A 17,578-nucleotide genomic window follows, 5' to 3' on the forward strand; every position below is an offset into this window, starting at 1 on the left:
CGACATGTTTTCGACGATTAAAGGTCGCCTGGGTATTGCCATGGCGCTTCTGGGTCTGTTGCTGATCGTGATTGGCGGGCTGGGGCTCTGGGGAATGAGCCGCGGTAACGACACGACACGCGGCCTCTACATGAACCAGATGCCTAGCGCTGTCGCGGCCGGCAACGCGGAAATGTTTACTGCCCGTGAGCGGCTCAGCTTCGATCGTGCAGCCTTGCTGGTTGGCAAGCCCAGCGCTGCGGAAACAGCCATTGGACGCGGGGCATTGATGCGCACGCGTGCGGACAAGGAGTGGGCGACCTACTCCGCGCTGCCCCAGGGTCCGGGCGAACACAAACTGTCCGAGGACTTCCAGGCCAAGCGCCTTGAACTCCAGAAGCTGATGGACGACGGTTATGCCAATATCAGGGCGAACGATGCCGACAAGATTGTCGCTTCCGCGGAAGCCATGCAGGTTGCGTTCAACCAGTTGGCCGCGTTTGGCGAAGCGCTTCGCAAGTACCAGTTCGACTCTGCCAAGAGCGACTACGACAACTCGCAGGAATCATTCGGCGAGTTCCGTCTTATCAGCATCGCTTCCATTCTGGTGGGCCTCGCCGCGGCTATGTTCTCCTGGCTGTCACTGCGTCGTTCGATCGGGCGTCCACTCGAAGAAGCGCTTGCGCAATTCGATGCAATTGCCGCCGGGGACCTGCGCCGCGAGCTGATTGTCACCTCGCGCGACGAGATGGGGCAACTGTTGTCGGGACTCGCAAAGATGCAGGCCAGCCTGGTCAATACGGTACGCACGGTGCGCTCGGGCAGTGAGTCCATTGCATCGGCGACCAAGCAGATTGCGGCGGGGAATATCGATTTGTCGTCGCGTACGGAAGAACAGGCGTCGGCGTTGCAGGAAACGGCATCGAGCATGGACGAGTTGACCGGCACCGTGAAGCAGAACGCGGAAAACGCGCGTCAGGCGAGCTCGTTGGCGGCCAGCGCATCGGACATTGCGAACAAGGGCAGCTCGGTTGTTTCGCAAGTGGTCACCACCATGGGCGACATCAACCAGAGTTCGACGAAGATCGCCGACATCATCACGATCATCGAAGGTATCGCGTTCCAGACCAACATCCTCGCGCTGAATGCAGCAGTGGAAGCTGCGCGTGCCGGTGAGCAGGGGCGAGGTTTCGCGGTGGTGGCGGCAGAGGTCCGCAGTCTCGCGCAACGTTCGTCGGCGGCAGCGAAGGAGATCAAGGAACTGATCAACACGTCAGTCTCGCGGGTCCAGACGGGCACGACGCTGGTGGGCGATGCCGGCCGCACGATGTCGGAAATCATCGGCGCGGTGCAGCGTGTGACGGACATCATGGGCGAGATCGCGGCGGCGTCCGAAGAGCAGAGCAGCGGCATTGAACAAGTGGCGCGCGCCGTCACGCAAATGGATGAAGTGACCCAGCAAAATGCGGCGCTGGTGGAAGAAGCCGCGGCCGCTGCGCAATCGCTGGAGGATCAGGCGGGTGCGTTGAAGGCGGCTGTTTCAGTGTTCCAGTTGGACGACAGAGGTCTGGAAAGCGGCAAGACGGCGCTCAGTGTGAAACCGGCGCGTGGCGCGGCGCATCGTGCATTAGCGGTACCGAAGAAACGCGCAATTGCTGTGAGTTCGAGTTCGAATGTGAGTTCGAATGTGAGCCCGGTTGCAGTCGCTGCACGGCTCAAGACACCGGCGCTGATCAAAGAGAAGGCGAAGCCCGTTGCATTGGCCGGCGCCGCTGATTGGGAGGCGTTTTAACTAGCGGTGTGTTTCTGTCTAGCGGACACAGGGAGGCGCTGAAAGCCAGTGCCTCCCGGCCGCGACCGGTTCGCGATTCACTCCGCCAGCGACGCGGATGCAGAGAGAGGGCCGAGCTTTTTATCGTCGCTTTGCAACGCCACATCACGCTCGCTTCGCGGGCAATGCCGACGGACTCATTCGCTTCATGCGCCTTCTCTCGAGGAAGGTCCATAGCGTCAACCCACCGTACGTTGCGTATCGCAGAATAGTGGAAACGCCGGCAATCCATGCTGCGTCTTTCCACTCGATATCAAGCATCAGTCGCACGACATTCTCGGCCGTCAGACCCAATCCCCAAACAAGCGTCATCTTTTGAATGACCGCTACGAGCTCAGGATTGTCACGCCACCATTGTTCGAACTGAGCCGTTCCTCCGTCCTGCTCGCGGGCTACAGTCGACCGCCCGAGATAAAACACGAGCGGCCGTGGAAACGCGAGTGAAATCAAAAATGCGATGCCGATCAAACCGGAGATGACGGGCTCTTCAAAAAGACGCGCATGGGCGTTGTCGATAAAAAATGAAACCGCCAGCGACAATAAAGTACCGACCAGAACGATCGCGCTGAGCGCATCGAAGTGATGAAAGCGCAAAAGATCCCATGTCATCCACGCTATCAGTGGCAGCGTGGACGCAGCCAATGCTCCCAAGTGGCCCCACTGCGGATACGCAAGGTGATAGGCGAGCCACGGGAAGAGTACGTTGATGCAGATCGCCGATAAATATCGGACCCGGTTGTTCATACGAATCGCCTGAGTGCCGAAGTTTAAAACTGCGGAGTTGCCGACGCGTGCCGACGCTGCGCAGATCAATAAATAAACAAAAATACCACGGCGCGTTTCGCGTGTCTCTCACGCGTCTCAGGCGTTTCAAGCGTCAGATACGAAACGATAAGAACGCCTTAAAACGCCGGCGTACCCCTTAAGAGGTTGAAACAAGAAATGCTGCTGAGTGCCTAGCGCGGCTTAAGCGTTGAGGCATCCAAGCATCTAAACGCTAGGCTGATGCGTGGTCCGTCAACACCGCTCATTTTCGGTATTCCATGATTGTGCGTGAATTGCGAAGCGTAGCTCATCACGAGCACGCTGCCTGCGTGCAGATCCACATTGAGCGTGCGGCCCTTGCCTGACTTCGCGCGGATTGTCATGCGACGGGTCGCCCCCAGCGAAAGGATTGCTATAGGCGCTTTTTGCACTAGCCCTTGGGTCTTGTCGTTATGGGGCGCGACGCTGTCGTTGCCATCACGATACAAATTCAAGCCGACGCTATTGAACTGCGCGCCGGCAATCGCGCGCACTTGTACTGCAGCTTCCATCAGAGGCTCCGGCAAGTCCGGTGCGTCCAGTGAGAAATGCGCCATCAGGCGTGGTACATCGACCTCGCGCTCGTACATCAGGCGGCGCTGATTGCCCCACGTCACTTGGCCAAGCGTCTGCTCAAACCACGCGTGTGCAGTCGCCTGCGGAATCACGTCGGGCAGGTAACGAATCCCGCTTTCGGCGTCTCCCACAAGGTCGAGCGGTACGGCATCGAACAGATCATTTTGCAACACGTCGATTCCTTGGTGGCTTTCCCTGGCTTTCTTTGATCAGTCCGCCGCGAACGGCAATTCCCCCTGAACCGATTGCGGCTCGGCGACATACGATCCCGCCGGCAGCAACGCCGTCACGCGTACACCGAGCAAACGCAGCCGCCGGTCTAGCGGCACGCGCTTCAGGCACTCAGTCGCCGCGCGACGGATCTCTGTTGCATCGGCCGTTGGAAACGGGACAGTCAGGTCGCGCGTGACTGTGCTGAAGTCGTTGTAACGTAGCTTGATGCCGACCGTGCGACCCTCGTACCCTTTGCGACGCAGGTCGTCGGCCACGCGTGTACAGAGGTCGGTAAACGCCGCCGACAATTCCGCGCGATCCTGCCGTGCATGCAGGTCGCGCTCGAAGGTGGTTTCGCGGCTCATCGACTTCGGCTCGGAGCTGACCACGACGGGCCGTTCGTCGAAGCCCTGCGCCACTTCCAGAAGCCATGCCGAGTAAGTCCGGCCAAAGCGGGCTTGCAGTATCTCTGGGTCCGCGCGCGCCAGGTCCCCGACGGTTTCAATGCCGATAGCCGCGAGTTTTTCATTCGCCTTCGGCCCAATGCCGTTCACCTTGCGTACCGGCAGCGGCCAGATTCGCAAGGGGATGTCGGCGGGGGTGAGGATGGTCAGGCCGTCGGGTTTATCGAGTTCCGAACCGATTTTCGCCAGCAGTTTGTTCGGCGCGACGCTGATCGAACACGACAGCGCGGTCGCGTCGCGCACGGCCTGCTTGATGCGTGCCGCGGTCTCGGCGGGGTCTCCCGGCAGGTCCGTCAGGTCGATGTAGATTTCATCGATACCGCGGTTCTCGATCTGCGTGGTAAATGTGGCCACGGCCTCCTTGAAGAGGCGCGAGTAGTGCCGGTACGAATCGAAGTCGGTGGGCAGCAGGACGGCGTCCGGCGCGAGCTGTGCGGCTTTCATCATGCCCATGGCGGAAAACACGCCGAGCGCGCGCGCTTCGTAGGTCGAGGTGGTGACAACGCCGCGGCCCGCGTAATCGCGCAGCCGCTTGAAGCGTCGGGTGCCGTCGCCCAGCGTTTCGGGCGTGGCGTTCCTGCCGCCGCCGATCACGACCGGCTGACCGCGTAGTTCGGGGTAGCGCAGGAGTTCAACGGACGCATAAAAGGCGTCCATGTCAAGATGCGCGATGTGCCGCGTGGCTGTCACCGCTGCGCTCCAGCACGCAAGCGGTTCAACGCGAAAGAACCGGATGTGCCGACGTTTCCATTGGGAATGGACATGATCAAATAGCTGTATGGATGTACAGTATTTTACATTAAAAATGGTGGGCGCAATATCTTGGGGGAGAGGAATTAGTTGGATGGGGCGTCATTAGAATCAAAGATTTGCCAACAAATTTGGTCGCGCACCAGATGACGCGGGGCCAAAAATCGGACTTGCCGGATGTGTGAGAGCATCCCGCGTTGCGCAGGGTGGAATGGTTGCGTGCGGGCCAGTTGCGGTCATACGTCCACGTGTCTTTGAAGACATTTGACCGGCGCTTACTGCTCGAACACCGGTCGCTCGCAAGGATCTTCTGCGTCGGATGGCGTGCTTCGCAGTCGTTAGTCCAATCAGAACAGCGGGCCTGCGGGCCTGCGCGAACGTCCGTTTCTACAGCAAGGACGGACGACCGGTAATCCTCTGGATATCGCTTGCCCATTCCTGCTCATCAGGTCCGCCATTACTGGATTGGTCTGATGAAATCCACGATCAGTCGTTTATCATGGCTGGCTCACGTCGTTTGAAGGACCGTTAGTAAGTATGATGAACACCCGAAAGATTTTGATGATTATTGGAGGGCTCCTGCTCGGTGCAGCAGGGACCACGTACCTGATGTTCCTTCAGGCGGACCGCCGCGCAATGGCAGAAGTCACGGCCGCCATGGATGAATCCGCACGCCCTCCGGTCGTCGATTCGCGCGCCAGCGATCACGTGACGGAAGGCAGCATCGGCCAGTCGAAGCCATTCGGCGCAATCACGAAAAGCACAGCCATCGCGCAGCAGCCGGTGGTTCCCGCTCCGGCAGCAGCACCTGCGCCTAAGACGGCTGCGCTCGCATCCACTCCGGCCGCCGCACGAGCCACCGGGCAACCGATACCGGAGGCACAACCGAAGAAGGCGCCGTCGACGGCAGTCGCGTCGGTGAACGTGCAGGACTCAGGTGCGCCGAAGGTGGTCCCGGCGCAGCGCACCCAGCGTGGACGAGACGGTTTGGACCGCCGCGCTATAACGACTCAAGGCGCGACACCGGAAACGGACGAACTGGTCAGGGAATCGGCGAAGCTCGATCCATCGTTGCCTCCGCCGGATATGTCCGCCGCTCGCGCCGCCATGGACCAACGTAGCCCGAAGCCAGGCACGGGCTCGAACCCGGTCGCGGCCGCGATGACGGATCAGTTCGTCAGGAATTCGGCCAAGCTCGATCCTTCGCCGCCGCCCAAGTAGCCGACTTCTTCCGGCAGCACGTGCGGCGGCACGAACGCTCCCGGCACTTGAGCACCGCGCTGCGGCGCTTGGCGCAAACACTTTCATTTAGAGGTATCGCGCGTGCTTATTGCTATATACAGCAGCAATACGCGGGGCATCCGCGAATCGAATTGCCTATAAAAAACCACGTCACGCCACGTGACGTCCGTTGTGCTGCGGTGATCATCTTTAGGTCCAGGCTGGGACGAAGGGCCGCTTCGGTCGACGACATCGGACTGAGGTCGGCCAGGAACCGCCGTTCACCCTCGCGAATTCACCACCCCTTATCGGACATATATTTCGACCGCGCCGCTTGCTATGCTAAGAAGGCTACGGAGATCCATACCCTACAAAGAACTTCTCGGATACGGAGACGGGTCCCATGACCACTCCTCGCATTTCCGGCGTCGAAGCCGGGCAACGTCGCCTCAATGGGCCGCAGACCACTGGCCGCGATTATCGCAACCTTTCCGAGCCTGAGCATGAGTTGTCCAGCGACCATGACGTCGCCGTTCCCATGCGAGACGGCATCCATCTGCTGGCAGACGTGCATCGCCCGACGCAGCCCGGGCGCTACCCGGTACTGGTCGCTGCGTCGCCTTATCCCAGGCAGATCCAGAACTTGGGTGCGCCGGCCGGATTCATCGAAGCGGGCGCCAGCGACTTTTTCGTTCCGCGCGGATATGTCCATGTGATCGCCAATTGCCGCGGAACCAGCGGATCCGAGGGCACATTTGGTTTCTACGACGGCCAGGAACGCCGCGATATGCACGACCTGGTCGAATGGGCCGCCGTGCAGCCCTGGTCGAACGGCAATGTCGGGATGATCGGCATCAGTTATTTCGCCGGAACGCAGATGGAAGCCGCGGTGGAACGGCCGCCGCATTTAAAGGCCATCATGCCGATCGCAGGCACGTTCGACCTGTACGAGTCGGCAACCCATCACGGCCTGATGAGCAGCGGCTTCGTGACACCGTTTCTTTCCATGATCGGTATGACCTCCGGTCACACCAATAGGCTCTGGCGCAGCAAGCTAATCGATGGTGTACGAGCACTGCTACTTACGCCCGGCATTCACAAACGGTTTGAGCACGCCAACGGTGAAGCGGCGATCGCCGGATTGAAGATGCTGCTCAAGTTGCATCACGACCCGCATCCCTGGGACGATCTATGGCGGGCCATTGCCGCCGAGCATCCGGTGCGCGATGCTTGGTGGGAAGATCGCAACCTTCTGCCGCTGCTCGAAAACGTCGAAGTTCCGGTGTACCTGGGCTGCGACTGGCAGAACGTGCCCTTGCATCTGCCGCATACGTTCCAGGCCTGGGAGAAGCTGCGCAACAGCCGGCACGTGCGGGTCGCCATGATGGGCGAGCACGGTCTGGCGTGGCCGTGGGAGAGCTTGCATATCGAGGCGCTTGCATGGTTCGACCACTGGCTGAAAGACCGGGACACGGGCATCCTGGACGGCCCGCCCATCCGCTACGTTATTCCGGAGGCAGATGGTTGGCGCACGTCGGACTCATGGCCCGTTCCGTCCATGGCGCATCGAGGATTCGCGCTCCGCGGTGACGGCAAGCTCGATGTCGAAGAGGGCGAACCCGCCTCACGCGTCTACATGAATCTGGGCTCAGGACTTAATCGACCGCGTCCCAGCGAAACCGATCCGCCCGACTTCCTGGCGTGGGAGACCGCCGCTTTAGCCAGCGATCTGGATATCGTTGGTCCGATCGAATTGCAGCTAGACGCTCTCTCGACCGCACCCGACACGGCTTTCATAGCCATACTCCAGGACGTCAGCGACAACGGAACGATCGTCGATGTGACGGCGGGATATCTGCGTGCCGGCCTGAGAAAGGTCGACGAGCCGTCGAGCCGCCCCGGCGCTCCGGTTTTACCCTGTCGAACGTTCGACTCGGTGCCGCTCGGGGAAACCGTTCGCTACCGGATTCCGCTGGTCCCGAACGCACGACGCTTCAAGGCGGGCCACAAGATGCGTTTTTATCTTACGACCGACGATCAGCTCGAGACGAAGCCGGCGCTGCTCATGTTTCGGCATGCAAGCATCGGCACCAGTTCGCTTAACACCATACTTTCGTCATCGCGCTTGTTGCTGCCGCTCTTGCCGCAGCAGTAATAACGACGGCTGGAAAAAGCGAAAAAGCGAAAAAGCGGCGGATATTCCCGGAATTGCTTGCCAAGGACCGGCCACTCGTCAGGGACCAATTTGGGTCGTCAAGCGCCTCTCTCTCTGAACAAAGCCTCATCGGCAAGTCGCCTGGAGACAACTGCGGCGCGGTGGCCCTTCGATTTCCGCGCTGTCTCGGCAGTCCAGCTAATTCCTTGCTAGTTCAACGAATCCCGTCTCCCGACAATACCGCGGTCGCTTGCGGTGCGGCGTAGTGGTCCGGAGCTGGTGATTAAGGCACACTCCTTCACAACGCCGGTATTTTCGCCGCACGTACGAATTCGATGAAGCGTGTCGCCACTGCGTTATCGCGGCTCGGCTGCCACGCCAGCCCGACTTGCCAACGGGCGGCCGCATCGCGCAACGGCAACACCCTGGCATCCCGCAACAAATACTTCGCCCGGGACGGCAAAAATGCAGCGCCGACACCCGCGGCGACAGCAGCAAGAACGGACTGGATATCATCGGTCTGCTGAATCACCCGGGGCACGAAACCGTGCTCGCTGCACCAGCGATCTATCTGCGCTGCCAGTCCGGGTCCGCTGCTGCGCGCGAGCGCGATCAACCCGGGTTCGTTGAGATCATTAAGGTCAGCCGGAAGGCGCTTCCATTTTGCGTGCTGAGGCACGGCAAGCGCCAAGGTTTCGCTTAGCAATGGCACACACGACAACCCGCTGTCGGCCGGCATGCGAAGGAACCCCACGTCGAGCTTCCCCGCGAGAAGCCGGCGCGTCTGCTCGGCTGAGGAAAGATCATTGAGCGACACGCTGACGTTCGGATTCAGCCTTCGGAATTCCGCGATCAATTGCGGCGCCAGGGTCAAGGTCGAGAGCCCGAGCCCTACGCGTAAATATCCACGCTTTCCACTGCTCGCTTCGCGCGCCCGTGCGACGAGTTCGTCCGCATCGCGTACCAGCGTCTGTGCGCCGCCAAGGAACTCGGCGCCAAATGAAGTCAGTTCGGCGCCATGCCTGCCGCGTTCAAAAAGCCGCGCACCCAATGAGTCTTCCAACGCCGCGACCTGCTTGCTGAGGGCGGGCTGGGTGACATTGAGCGCTTCGGCGGCGCGGCCGAAATGATGAAGCTCAGTCACGGTCAGGAAAGCGCGCAGAAGTTTGAGTTCCATTCCAAGAAGTAATTGAATGTGTCGAATGATTCATTTTACTTATTGAACGCCTGGCGGTCCAATGGACTCTTCAATCGGCTCTACAGTCAGGCGGTGCACGACATGTCCTTATCCTCATCTTCCCCATTCAAGGTTGCGACGGTCCCGCTTAGCTCGTTGCGCGGGAATGCATCGCAGAACGTCGCGAACGTATCAGCGAGACTCGCCGATGCCGCGCTTCAAGGAATCTCGCTGGTTGTTTTCCCGGAGTTCAGCCTCGTCGGATATGGCGATACCCTCAATTTTCGTCGCCGCGAGCTTGTAACGCTCGCCGAGCCGCTCGATGGACGCTCAATCGATAAAGTCGCCAATGCAGTGGAGCGCACCGGCGTGGCTGCGGGCGTGGGTTTTATCGAGCGTGCGCCGGATGGGAGGCTGTTCAACAGCTATGTGGTTTGCATGCCGGGCGGTGTGCGGTGTTGTCATCGGAAATTGCAGACGGCTGAACACCCCGGTATTGAGTGCGGCGAGCAGTACACCGTCCTAGATACGAAGTGGGGCGTTCGCATAGGCATCCTGATTGGCGCAGATAATTACCTGATCGAGAACGTTCGCATGACAGCGTTGATGGGCGCGACATTACTCGTTGCGCCGCATCGGACCTATGGTTCGGACAGCGATGGAGAGTCTTCGCTACAGCGGCTTTCCACCGGGCAACGAGCCCGGCCGCATGCAACAGAAAGAACAGCAAGCGATGGAGAAGCCGACTGGTTGCGACGGTCATTGATTGCTCGGGCGTCCGATAACGGAATGTTCGTAGTCGTTAGCAACGGGTCGGACACGGGCAGCCATCAACACGGCACGATCATTGACCCGGGCGGACGAGTACTAGCCGAGCACGGACCTTCATCTAGCCCGATGGTTTTTGCAGAAGTGAACCCCGGCCTGATAGCGGGAAGCGTCGGCCAGCAATGCCTGACGGCCCGTCGTTCTGATAACAACGGGCCGTCCGTCCGCTCAGTATTGCCACGCGGAAATGCGTTTGCGGAGCGCAGCGGTACCCCATCAAGAGGGGCGATCGCGCTGAGCTTCGCGCAGGTCAGCCGCATCCGCCAGATCTAGCGATCAATGTGCGACGTCGCTCCACCGATCGCATCCAGTTCAGCGAGCACCGCGTCTGATAAGCGCAACTGCGCGGCCTGCAAGTTCTCCCGCAGATGCACGACCGACGAGGTGCCCGGGATCAGCAGAATATTAGGCGAGCGATGCAGGAGCCAGGCGAGCGCCACTTGCATGGGTGTTGCGCCGACCGTTTGAGCGACCGTGGACAGCACGGATGATTGAATCGGCGAGAATCCGCCTAGGGGGAAGAACGGCACATACGCAATGCCCTGGCTCGCGAGTTCGTCGACCAGCGTGCCATCGTCCCGCTGGACCAGGTTGTACTGGTTCTGAACACACACAATCTTCGCAATGCCCTGCGCTTCAACAATCTGGGTCGCAGTCACATTGCTTAATCCGATGTGGCGGACAAGCCCCTCGCGCTGGAGTTCGGCAAGCGCCGTGACCTGCTTTTCGATCGATCCTTCCGAGGGCGAGTGGATGCTGCCCATGATCCGCAAGTTGACTACGTCGAGCACTTCCAGGCCGAGATTGCGCAGGTTGTCATGGACGCCGCGCCTGAGGTCTTCCGGTTCTATCGCCGGTAGCCATGACGCGTCTTCACCGCGGACGGCGCCAAGCTTGGTGACGATCACAAGATCATCCGGGTACGGATGAAGCGCTTCGCGAATGATCTGGTTGGTGACGTGAGGCCCGTAGAAATCGCTGGTGTCGATGTGATTGACTCCCGACGCTATCGCCTCGCGCAGAACGGCTATCGCCGCATCATGATCCTTCGGCGGACCGAACACGCCGGGCCCAGCCAGTTGCATGGCGCCGTAGCCCAGGCGATGCACCGGGCGACCGGCAAGTTCAAAGGTGCTGGTGGGGATGGAATTCGACATGACGCGCTCCTTGATGAATGTGCGCTCAGTATGGAGACGATTGCGTTGTTAGATAATCCGGTCTAAATTGCACGGGTTGTTTAAAAATGTGCACAGTGACCATGGAATTAAATGATCTTGCCGCGTTCGTGTCAGTCGCTCGCGCCGGTGGTTTTCGCGACGCGGCCCGGATCAGCGGCGTTTCTGCCTCGAGCCTGAGCATTGCCGTGCGCCGCCTCGAAGCGAAACTCGGCCTGCGTTTGCTCAACCGGACCACCCGCAGCGTGGCGCCGACGGAACCGGGGCTGCGTCTTATCGAAAAGCTGGCGCCGTTGTTCAGCGAGATGGAAGCATCGCTCGATGTCCTGAACGGATTCAGGGACAAGCCAACCGGTACGCTGAAACTCAATGTGCCGTCGAGCGCGGCGCGGATCGTATTGCCGACTGTCATCGCGCAATTCCTGAAAGCTTATCCGGACATCCGCGTGGAAGTCGTGGTCGAGGATGGTTTCGTCGATGTGCTGTCGATCGGCTGCGATGCCGGCATTCGCTACGACGAGCGGCTCGAGCAGGACATGATCGCCATTCCGATCGGACCACGCGTGCAGCGCTTTGCGACCGCTGCGACTCCGGAATATCTCGATACGCACGGCCGCCCGGAGCACCCCCGCGAGTTGCTTTCGCACGCGTGTTTGCGCGGCCAGTTTGCCGGCGGCGCGAAGCCTACGTGGGATTTCGAGCGGGACGGGGAGGTGGTGCGGCTGGATCCTACGGGGCCGCTGCTGGTCAGGCCCGGTGCGGCGATGGAGCTTGCGATCAGTACGGCAGTGGCGGGCGTGGGCGTGATACACCTGTTCGAGGGAATGCTGCGCCCGTATCTGGATAGCGGTGCGCTGGAACCGATCCTGGAACCGTGGTGGCAGTGTTTTTCAGGGCCATTTCTTTACTATCCCGGGCGTCGACATTTGCCCGCGCCGTTGCGCGTTTTTATCGATTTCGTGAAAGCGGGTGATTCGTTATCCAATCCGGCCGCCCTTTGATCTACCCCTCCGCTTCCATTTGCGGGACGATCGAACTCAACCAGTCCGAGAGCGCGACGAACGGTTCGTCGTGGGCAATTTCATCGGGGGCGACGAGGTAATAACCTGACTTGCCGGACATCGGTTTATTCAGTGGCACGACCAGCCGGCCGGATGACAATTCGTCCGCCAGCAAGATTTCCGGCAGCAGCGCGACACCCAAACCCGCCTGAGCCGCGCTGGTGAGCATCGTGAATAATTCATAGCGCGCGCCGCGTACCGCTCGTACATCGTGCTCAAGTCCGTTCAGACGAAACCAGGTGCGCCACGCGTCGGGCCGTGTCGATAAATGCAGCAGCGGTAAATCTGCCAGTTGCTCCAGCGAAATCGACGCGCCGGGCGTACTCCCGTCGAGCAGGGAAGGGCTGCACACCGGCACGACCTTGCCCTCGCGAAACAGCAACTTTCCCTGTGTGCCGGGCCATACCGAATCGCCGAAATAAAGCGCGGCGTCGAAGGGCGAATCGCTGAACAGGAAAGGCTCGGTGCGTATGGAAAGATTCACGGTGATATCCGGCCGCAGCGCGCGAAACTGCGGCAGGCGCGGGATCAGCCACTGGCTGGCCAGCGTAGGAACGACCGCTATCTCAAGAATCCGTCCCACGCCGCGTTGCGCCATCAGTTCGAGCGTATCACGCTCTATCCGGTCGAGATTCTTGCGCACGAGCGCCGCGTAATCACGGCCATGCACGGTCAGCACAATGCGCTTCTTGATGCGCAGGAACAAAGCGACGCCCAGGCGGCTTTCCAGTCCCGCAACCTGACGACATACCGCGCTCTGCGTAAGCGAGAGCTCATTGGCGGCTCGGGTGAAGCTTTCGTGCCGTGCGGCGGCCTCGAAGATCTGCAAGGCGACCAGATTGGGAATACCTTTTCTCATGTTTTACCGGTACCGTTTGGGAGTCGCGTGAAGAGGCGATTATTCGACTTGGTGCATTTTGCGAATGAAGTGATGAGTTTATATCAATTGCGCGCCTTTTTGCCGCCCTCCAGAATCGGCTTCCAGTGAATCGCCGAACCGGGCCCTGGGCTCGCAGCTCGCTTGATCAGCCGGAACTGGATAAATGAACTCGAATCTCGCCGCATTGCTCGCTGTTGCCGTTCCGGAATCTGATGTAGCCGGGTTAGTGCGATTGATGAACTTGCCCTCGGTGCTTGCTGATATCGCGCCGGGCACGGTCAGCCGTGCCGAACTCGCGCAGGCGATGAACATGGCGCTGTTCGCCGGCCTGCTCAAGCGCGTGCCAACGGGCCGCGCTTATACCGATGACCTGCTTCACACGCAAACCCGCGTTCAGTTCGACCACGGCGCGTTGCGCACCGTGCGCTGGGCCGAATCCGGCGCGTTGCCGCCGGGCGAAGTCGCGTTCACACGCATTCTGAAGCCGCTGGGTTTTGTGCTGAACGGCACCTACCCGCTTGATCGCATCAAGATGACGGGGCGCTCCTACATGCACGTTGATGCCCCCGATGAAATCGCGCAGTATTTCGTCAGCGAGCTGCATCCCGAGCGTTTCAGCCCCGAGTTCCAGCAAGCCGTAACGAACGTGATTGGCGAGAGTGTCGATCCGCTGACGCCGCAAGCGGTTGCATCGCTGGCGGAGCTGGAGCGCGACCATTCGCTGCCGCTGGCTATTGCCCTCAACCTGATGCCCGTGCTCGTGCGCTGTTTTGAGCGTCAACACCCGGTGCCGCGTCTCACGGACTATGAAACGCTGCGCGCCGAGTCGGCGGAAATGGCATGGATTGCGACCGAAGGCAACGCGTTTAACCATGCGACCGACCGTGTGGATGATGTCTTCGCCGTCGCCGATGCCCAGCGCGAGCTCGGCCGTCCGATCAAGGACAGCGTCGAAATTTCGAAGTCGGGCCGAGTGCGCCAGACGGCGTTTCGCGCTGACCCCGTGCGCCGGGTGTTCATCGGCGCCGACGGTGCGCGGATCGAGCGCGACGTGCCGGGTTCCTTCTATGAGTTCATCAGCCGCGATACGGTCATGGACGAGGCCACTGGGCGAGCCAAACTTGATCTCGGTTTCGATGCCGGCAATGCCACCGGCATCTTCAAGATGACGGCGGCCGCGTGAATTCCGCTATTGACTCCGGTGATTTGTACGACTTCACGGGTCCCTTCAAGGCGCCGCAAGGCTCCGCGATCCGCGAGCTTTTCAAGTACCTCAGCCGGCCGGGGATGATTTCGTTCGCGGGCGGATATCCGTCGAAGGATCTCTTCGATCGGGCTGGTATCGGCCAGGCAATGGAGGACGCTTACGCGTCCGATCCGATAGCGTGCCTGCAATACGGCGACACAGCCGGTTCGCCCGCTCTGCGCCGCGCGATCCTGCGGTTAATGAGTGATCGCGGCGTGACGCGCGAAGTGGACGACGTGATCGTGACCACAGGCTCGCAGCAAGGTCTCGACCTGCTGATCAAGATCCTGGTCGCGCCGGGCGATGCTGTCCTGATCGAAGAGCCAGCCTATCCCGCTGCGATCCAGGCGTTGCGGCTCGCGGGCGCAAGGCTGCTTCCGGTGCGCACCGACGCGCAGGGTATTGACGTCGGCGCACTCACCGAGCAGCTTGAAGCACTCGATCCGGCCACGCGGCCGAAGCTGCTCTACACCGTACCGACCTTCGCCAACCCGACCGGCGCGACCTTGCCGGCGGCGCGGCGCGAAGCACTCGCACGGCTCGCGATGCGGTTCCGTTTCCTGCTGGTCGAAGATGACCCCTACGGTGAGCTACGTTTCTCGGGTGAGCCGGTAAAGCCGATCACGGCGCTCGCCGATGCCATCCCGGGCGCGAGCGATTGGGTCGTCTATTTCGGCAGCCTCTCGAAGATCGTGGCGCCGGGCTTGCGCATCGGCTGGTCGATTGCGCCGCCTGCCATCACACGTCGCATGCTCGTCGCAAAACAGACGAGCGATCTCTGCACCTCGCCGCTCGCGCAGGAAACGGCGCGTCACTACCTGGAGCGTGGGCGTCTTGCGGAACATGTGCAGACCATCGCGCTGGCGTATCGCAAGCGTTGCGAGGCGTTGTGCAGCGCACTGCGCCAGTTCGTGCCCGATGAGATTGAGTACGTGATGCCCGAAGGCGGCATGTTTGTCTGGGCGCGATTGAAGAGCGGCCGTCATTCCGCCGATTTGCTCAAGCGTGCGATCGAGCAGAACGTGATCTATGTTCCCGGACCGGCGTTTTACGCGCGTGATCCGGACGAATCGAGCATGCGGCTTTCGTTCGCCGCGGCGCCGGGCGAGGCCGAAGTGTTTGAAGGCGTGCGGCGGCTCAAGCTCGCACTGGCGAGCCGGTAGATATCGGTGCTGTTCAAAGGCAAGCCGCCGTATGGCTCGCCAGATCCGGTGAAACGCGTTCTAATCGCATAACCTGAACGCAGATGGAACGCTTGGCTGGGTGTAGTTGGTTCCCTTAACGCACCAAGTCGTGCCGATTAATCAATTGCAGCGGTTTTTTTAAGCCCTGAAACTCTGTTCCGACGAATGTGCGCTTCAAGCGCTGGAGCGGGTTTCAGAGCGGTGTTGATGAATTGTGACCTTCGGGCCGCATCGCAGCGCCCGGCAGCCACCCGACATGGAGAGGAAGTGATGAAACTGAACGATATTCTTGGCGCACTAGGTGTAGATCTCGGCCAGTGGAAGGGCGATGCCCTTACGGCGCGTTCACCGCTTGACGGCGCGACGCTGGCTGGCCTGGCCGTTGATACCCCGGCCGATGCCGCTCGCAAGATCGACGCTGCTCACGCCGCTTTCCTCAAATGGCGTACCGTGCCCGCGCCGCAACGCGGCGAACTTGTGCGCGTTTTCGGTAATGTGCTGCGCGAACACAAAGCTGCGCTTGGCAGCCTCGTCACGCTGGAAGCGGGCAAGGTCACGTCCGAAGGCTTGGGCGAAGTGCAGGAAATGATCGACATCTGCGATTTCGCCGTCGGCTTGTCGCGCCAACTTTACGGCCTGACGATCGCGTCCGAGCGTCCGGGACACCGGATGATGGAAACGTGGCATCCGCTGGGTGTGGTCGGCGTGATCTCCGCCTTCAACTTCCCGGTCGCGGTGTGGTCGTGGAATACGGCGCTGGCGCTTGTCTGCGGTGACGCAGTGGTCTGGAAGCCATCGGAGAAAACGCCGTTGACGGCTATCGCCTGTCACGCGCTGTTCGAAAAGGCGCTGCGTGAATTCGATAAAACTCATCCAGGCGTCGCGCCTGAAGGCCTGAGCCAGCTGCTGCTCGGCGCGCGTGACGTAGGCCAGGTGCTGACCGAGTCGCCGAAGGTGCCGCTGGTCAGCGCGACCGGCAGCGTGCGCATGGGGATTGAAGTGGCGCAAGTGCTGGCGAAGCGGCTGGGTCGCAGCATCCTTGAACTGGGCGGCAACAACGCAATGATCGTCGCGCCCAGCGCCGACCTCGATCTGGTCGTGCGTGGCGTGACCTTCTCGGCAGTGGGTACGGCGGGTCAGCGTTGCACGACGCTGCGTCGCCTGATCGTGCATACCAGCGTGGTCGACCAGTTGCTGCCGCGTCTGGAAAAAGCGTTTGGATCGGTGAAAGTGGGCAGTCCGCTCGAGTCGGATACGCTCGTCGGTCCGTTGATCGACCGTGCTGCGTTCGACGGCATGCAGAAAGCACTAGGCGATGCCCGCGAGCAAGGCGGCAACGTGAAGGGCGGCGAGCGTGTTGAGGTAGGCGGCCACGCCGATGCGTACTACGTGCGTCCGGCATTCGTTCGGATGCCTGCACAAACGGCTGTGGTCGAACGCGAGACCTTCGCGCCCATCCTGTACGTGATGACCTACGACGACTTCGCTGAAGCATTGCAACTGCAAAACGGCGTGCCACAGGGTTTGTCTTCGGCGATCTTCACAAACGACATTCGCGAAGCCGAGCAATTCATGTCGGCGGCGGGGAGCGATTGCGGCATTGTGAACGTGAACATTGGCACGAGCGGCGCTGAGATTGGCGGCGCGTTCGGCGGTGAAAAGGAAACCGGCGGCGGCCGGGAATCGGGTTCCGATGCGTGGAAAGGTTATATGCGCCGCGCGACCAACACGATCAACTACAGCCGTGAGTTACCGCTTGCGCAAGGCGTGAAGTTCGACGTTTGATCCGATTGAAGTAGAAGCAAAGAAAGATTTAAACCTGGCGTCTCACCCCCACGCCACTTCTTTGGTCCGCTTGCACGCGCCAACCGCGGCGCTTGCCAAGCGGACGAAAGGTCTCCGCGGTCATCCCCCGGTGTTGTGCTCGTTGCACTCGACTCTGTCCCTTGTCCTGTTTGACCCCTCTGCATCAGAGGCGTGTTCCGCCTGTCCACGTGCTGTTTTTTGCGTGAATACCCTGCGTCCGTTCAATTG

At 60.7% G+C, this 17,578-nt stretch carries 14 protein-coding genes; 8 read left to right on the plus strand and 6 right to left on the minus strand.

Going from position 1 to position 17,578, the window contains the following annotated elements; all coding sequences use genetic code 11:
- The first annotated feature begins 4 nt into the window (after nucleotides 1-4).
- Nucleotides 5-1,771: a methyl-accepting chemotaxis protein gene (locus JWR14_RS07975; protein ID WP_299704146.1), complete on the plus strand. Its 1,767-nt coding sequence runs from the start codon at nucleotides 5-7 to the stop codon at nucleotides 1,769-1,771.
- A gap of 144 nt (nucleotides 1,772-1,915) precedes the next feature.
- On the opposite strand, the gene JWR14_RS07980 is transcribed toward JWR14_RS07975, so the two are convergent.
- The 3 genes from JWR14_RS07980 to dinB form a co-directional block, all read right to left on the minus strand.
- Entirely contained in the window at nucleotides 1,916-2,554 is a 639-nt protein-coding gene (locus JWR14_RS07980) for a VC0807 family protein (RefSeq protein WP_299704148.1), read from the minus strand.
- Nucleotides 2,555-2,766: 212 nt separating this feature from the next.
- Nucleotides 2,767-3,363 carry an alpha-ketoglutarate-dependent dioxygenase AlkB gene (locus JWR14_RS07985; protein WP_299704151.1) on the minus strand — a complete coding sequence of 199 codons (597 nt, stop codon included), beginning with the start codon at nucleotides 3,361-3,363 and terminating at the stop codon, nucleotides 2,767-2,769.
- A 36-nt stretch (nucleotides 3,364-3,399) separates the two neighbouring features.
- A complete protein-coding gene (gene dinB / locus JWR14_RS07990) occupies nucleotides 3,400-4,557 on the minus strand; it encodes a DNA polymerase IV (RefSeq protein WP_299704154.1) in 1,158 nt (385 codons plus the stop codon).
- 597 nt (nucleotides 4,558-5,154) lie between these two features.
- Here dinB and JWR14_RS07995 point away from each other — a divergent pair.
- Together JWR14_RS07995 and JWR14_RS08000 are read left to right on the plus strand one after the other, a co-directional pair.
- On the plus strand, nucleotides 5,155-5,838 hold the full coding sequence (locus JWR14_RS07995; protein WP_299704157.1) for a hypothetical protein: 684 nt from the start codon (nucleotides 5,155-5,157) through the stop codon (nucleotides 5,836-5,838).
- A gap of 403 nt (nucleotides 5,839-6,241) precedes the next feature.
- Nucleotides 6,242-7,993, plus strand: coding sequence for a CocE/NonD family hydrolase (locus JWR14_RS08000; RefSeq protein ID WP_299704160.1), 1,752 nt, complete (start codon nucleotides 6,242-6,244; stop codon nucleotides 7,991-7,993).
- A 298-nt stretch (nucleotides 7,994-8,291) separates the two neighbouring features.
- Here JWR14_RS08000 and JWR14_RS08005 read toward each other — a convergent pair whose 3' ends face one another.
- Nucleotides 8,292-9,170 (minus strand): LysR family transcriptional regulator, encoded by an 879-nt coding sequence (locus tag JWR14_RS08005; protein WP_299704163.1) that lies wholly within the window; start codon nucleotides 9,168-9,170, stop codon nucleotides 8,292-8,294.
- Nucleotides 9,171-9,272: 102 nt separating this feature from the next.
- On the opposite strand from JWR14_RS08005, the gene JWR14_RS08010 reads away from it, so the two are divergent.
- Nucleotides 9,273-10,271: a nitrilase-related carbon-nitrogen hydrolase gene (locus tag JWR14_RS08010; protein WP_299704166.1), complete on the plus strand. Its 999-nt coding sequence runs from the start codon at nucleotides 9,273-9,275 to the stop codon at nucleotides 10,269-10,271.
- Here JWR14_RS08010 and JWR14_RS08015 read toward each other — a convergent pair.
- Nucleotides 10,268-11,155, minus strand: a complete 888-nt coding sequence (locus JWR14_RS08015; protein ID WP_299704169.1) for an aldo/keto reductase family oxidoreductase — start codon at nucleotides 11,153-11,155, stop codon at nucleotides 10,268-10,270. The two genes, JWR14_RS08010 and JWR14_RS08015, sit on opposite strands and share 4 nt — an antisense overlap.
- Nucleotides 11,156-11,256: 101 nt before the next feature.
- Here JWR14_RS08015 and JWR14_RS08020 point away from each other — a divergent pair, with 101 nt between their 5' ends.
- The gene (locus JWR14_RS08020) at nucleotides 11,257-12,174 is read left to right on the plus strand and encodes a LysR family transcriptional regulator (RefSeq protein ID WP_299704172.1); all 918 of its coding nucleotides are present in this window, start codon (nucleotides 11,257-11,259) and stop codon (nucleotides 12,172-12,174) included.
- Between the two features lies 1 nt (nucleotide 12,175).
- Here the strand turns inward: JWR14_RS08020 and JWR14_RS08025 are convergent, their stop codons facing one another.
- Complete coding sequence (locus JWR14_RS08025; RefSeq protein WP_299704175.1) at nucleotides 12,176-13,093, minus strand: LysR family transcriptional regulator; 918 nt, start codon at nucleotides 13,091-13,093, stop codon at nucleotides 12,176-12,178.
- 184 nt (nucleotides 13,094-13,277) lie between these two features.
- Between JWR14_RS08025 and JWR14_RS08030 the strand changes: the two genes are divergently transcribed.
- From JWR14_RS08030 to JWR14_RS08040, 3 genes are all read left to right on the plus strand, one after another.
- A complete protein-coding gene (locus JWR14_RS08030) occupies nucleotides 13,278-14,297 on the plus strand; it encodes a DUF1338 domain-containing protein (RefSeq protein WP_299704178.1) in 1,020 nt (339 codons plus the stop codon).
- 23 nt (nucleotides 14,298-14,320) lie between these two features.
- Nucleotides 14,321-15,523: a PLP-dependent aminotransferase family protein gene (locus JWR14_RS08035; RefSeq protein ID WP_299704184.1), complete on the plus strand. Its 1,203-nt coding sequence runs from the start codon at nucleotides 14,321-14,323 to the stop codon at nucleotides 15,521-15,523.
- Nucleotides 15,524-15,814: 291 nt separating this feature from the next.
- A complete protein-coding gene (locus JWR14_RS08040; protein WP_299704181.1) occupies nucleotides 15,815-17,329 on the plus strand; it encodes an aldehyde dehydrogenase family protein in 1,515 nt (504 codons plus the stop codon).
- The last annotated feature ends 249 nt before the right edge of the window (nucleotides 17,330-17,578 follow it).

It is taken from the genome of Caballeronia sp., from assembly GCF_028292365.1.
GTDB lineage: Bacteria > Pseudomonadota > Gammaproteobacteria > Burkholderiales > Burkholderiaceae > Caballeronia.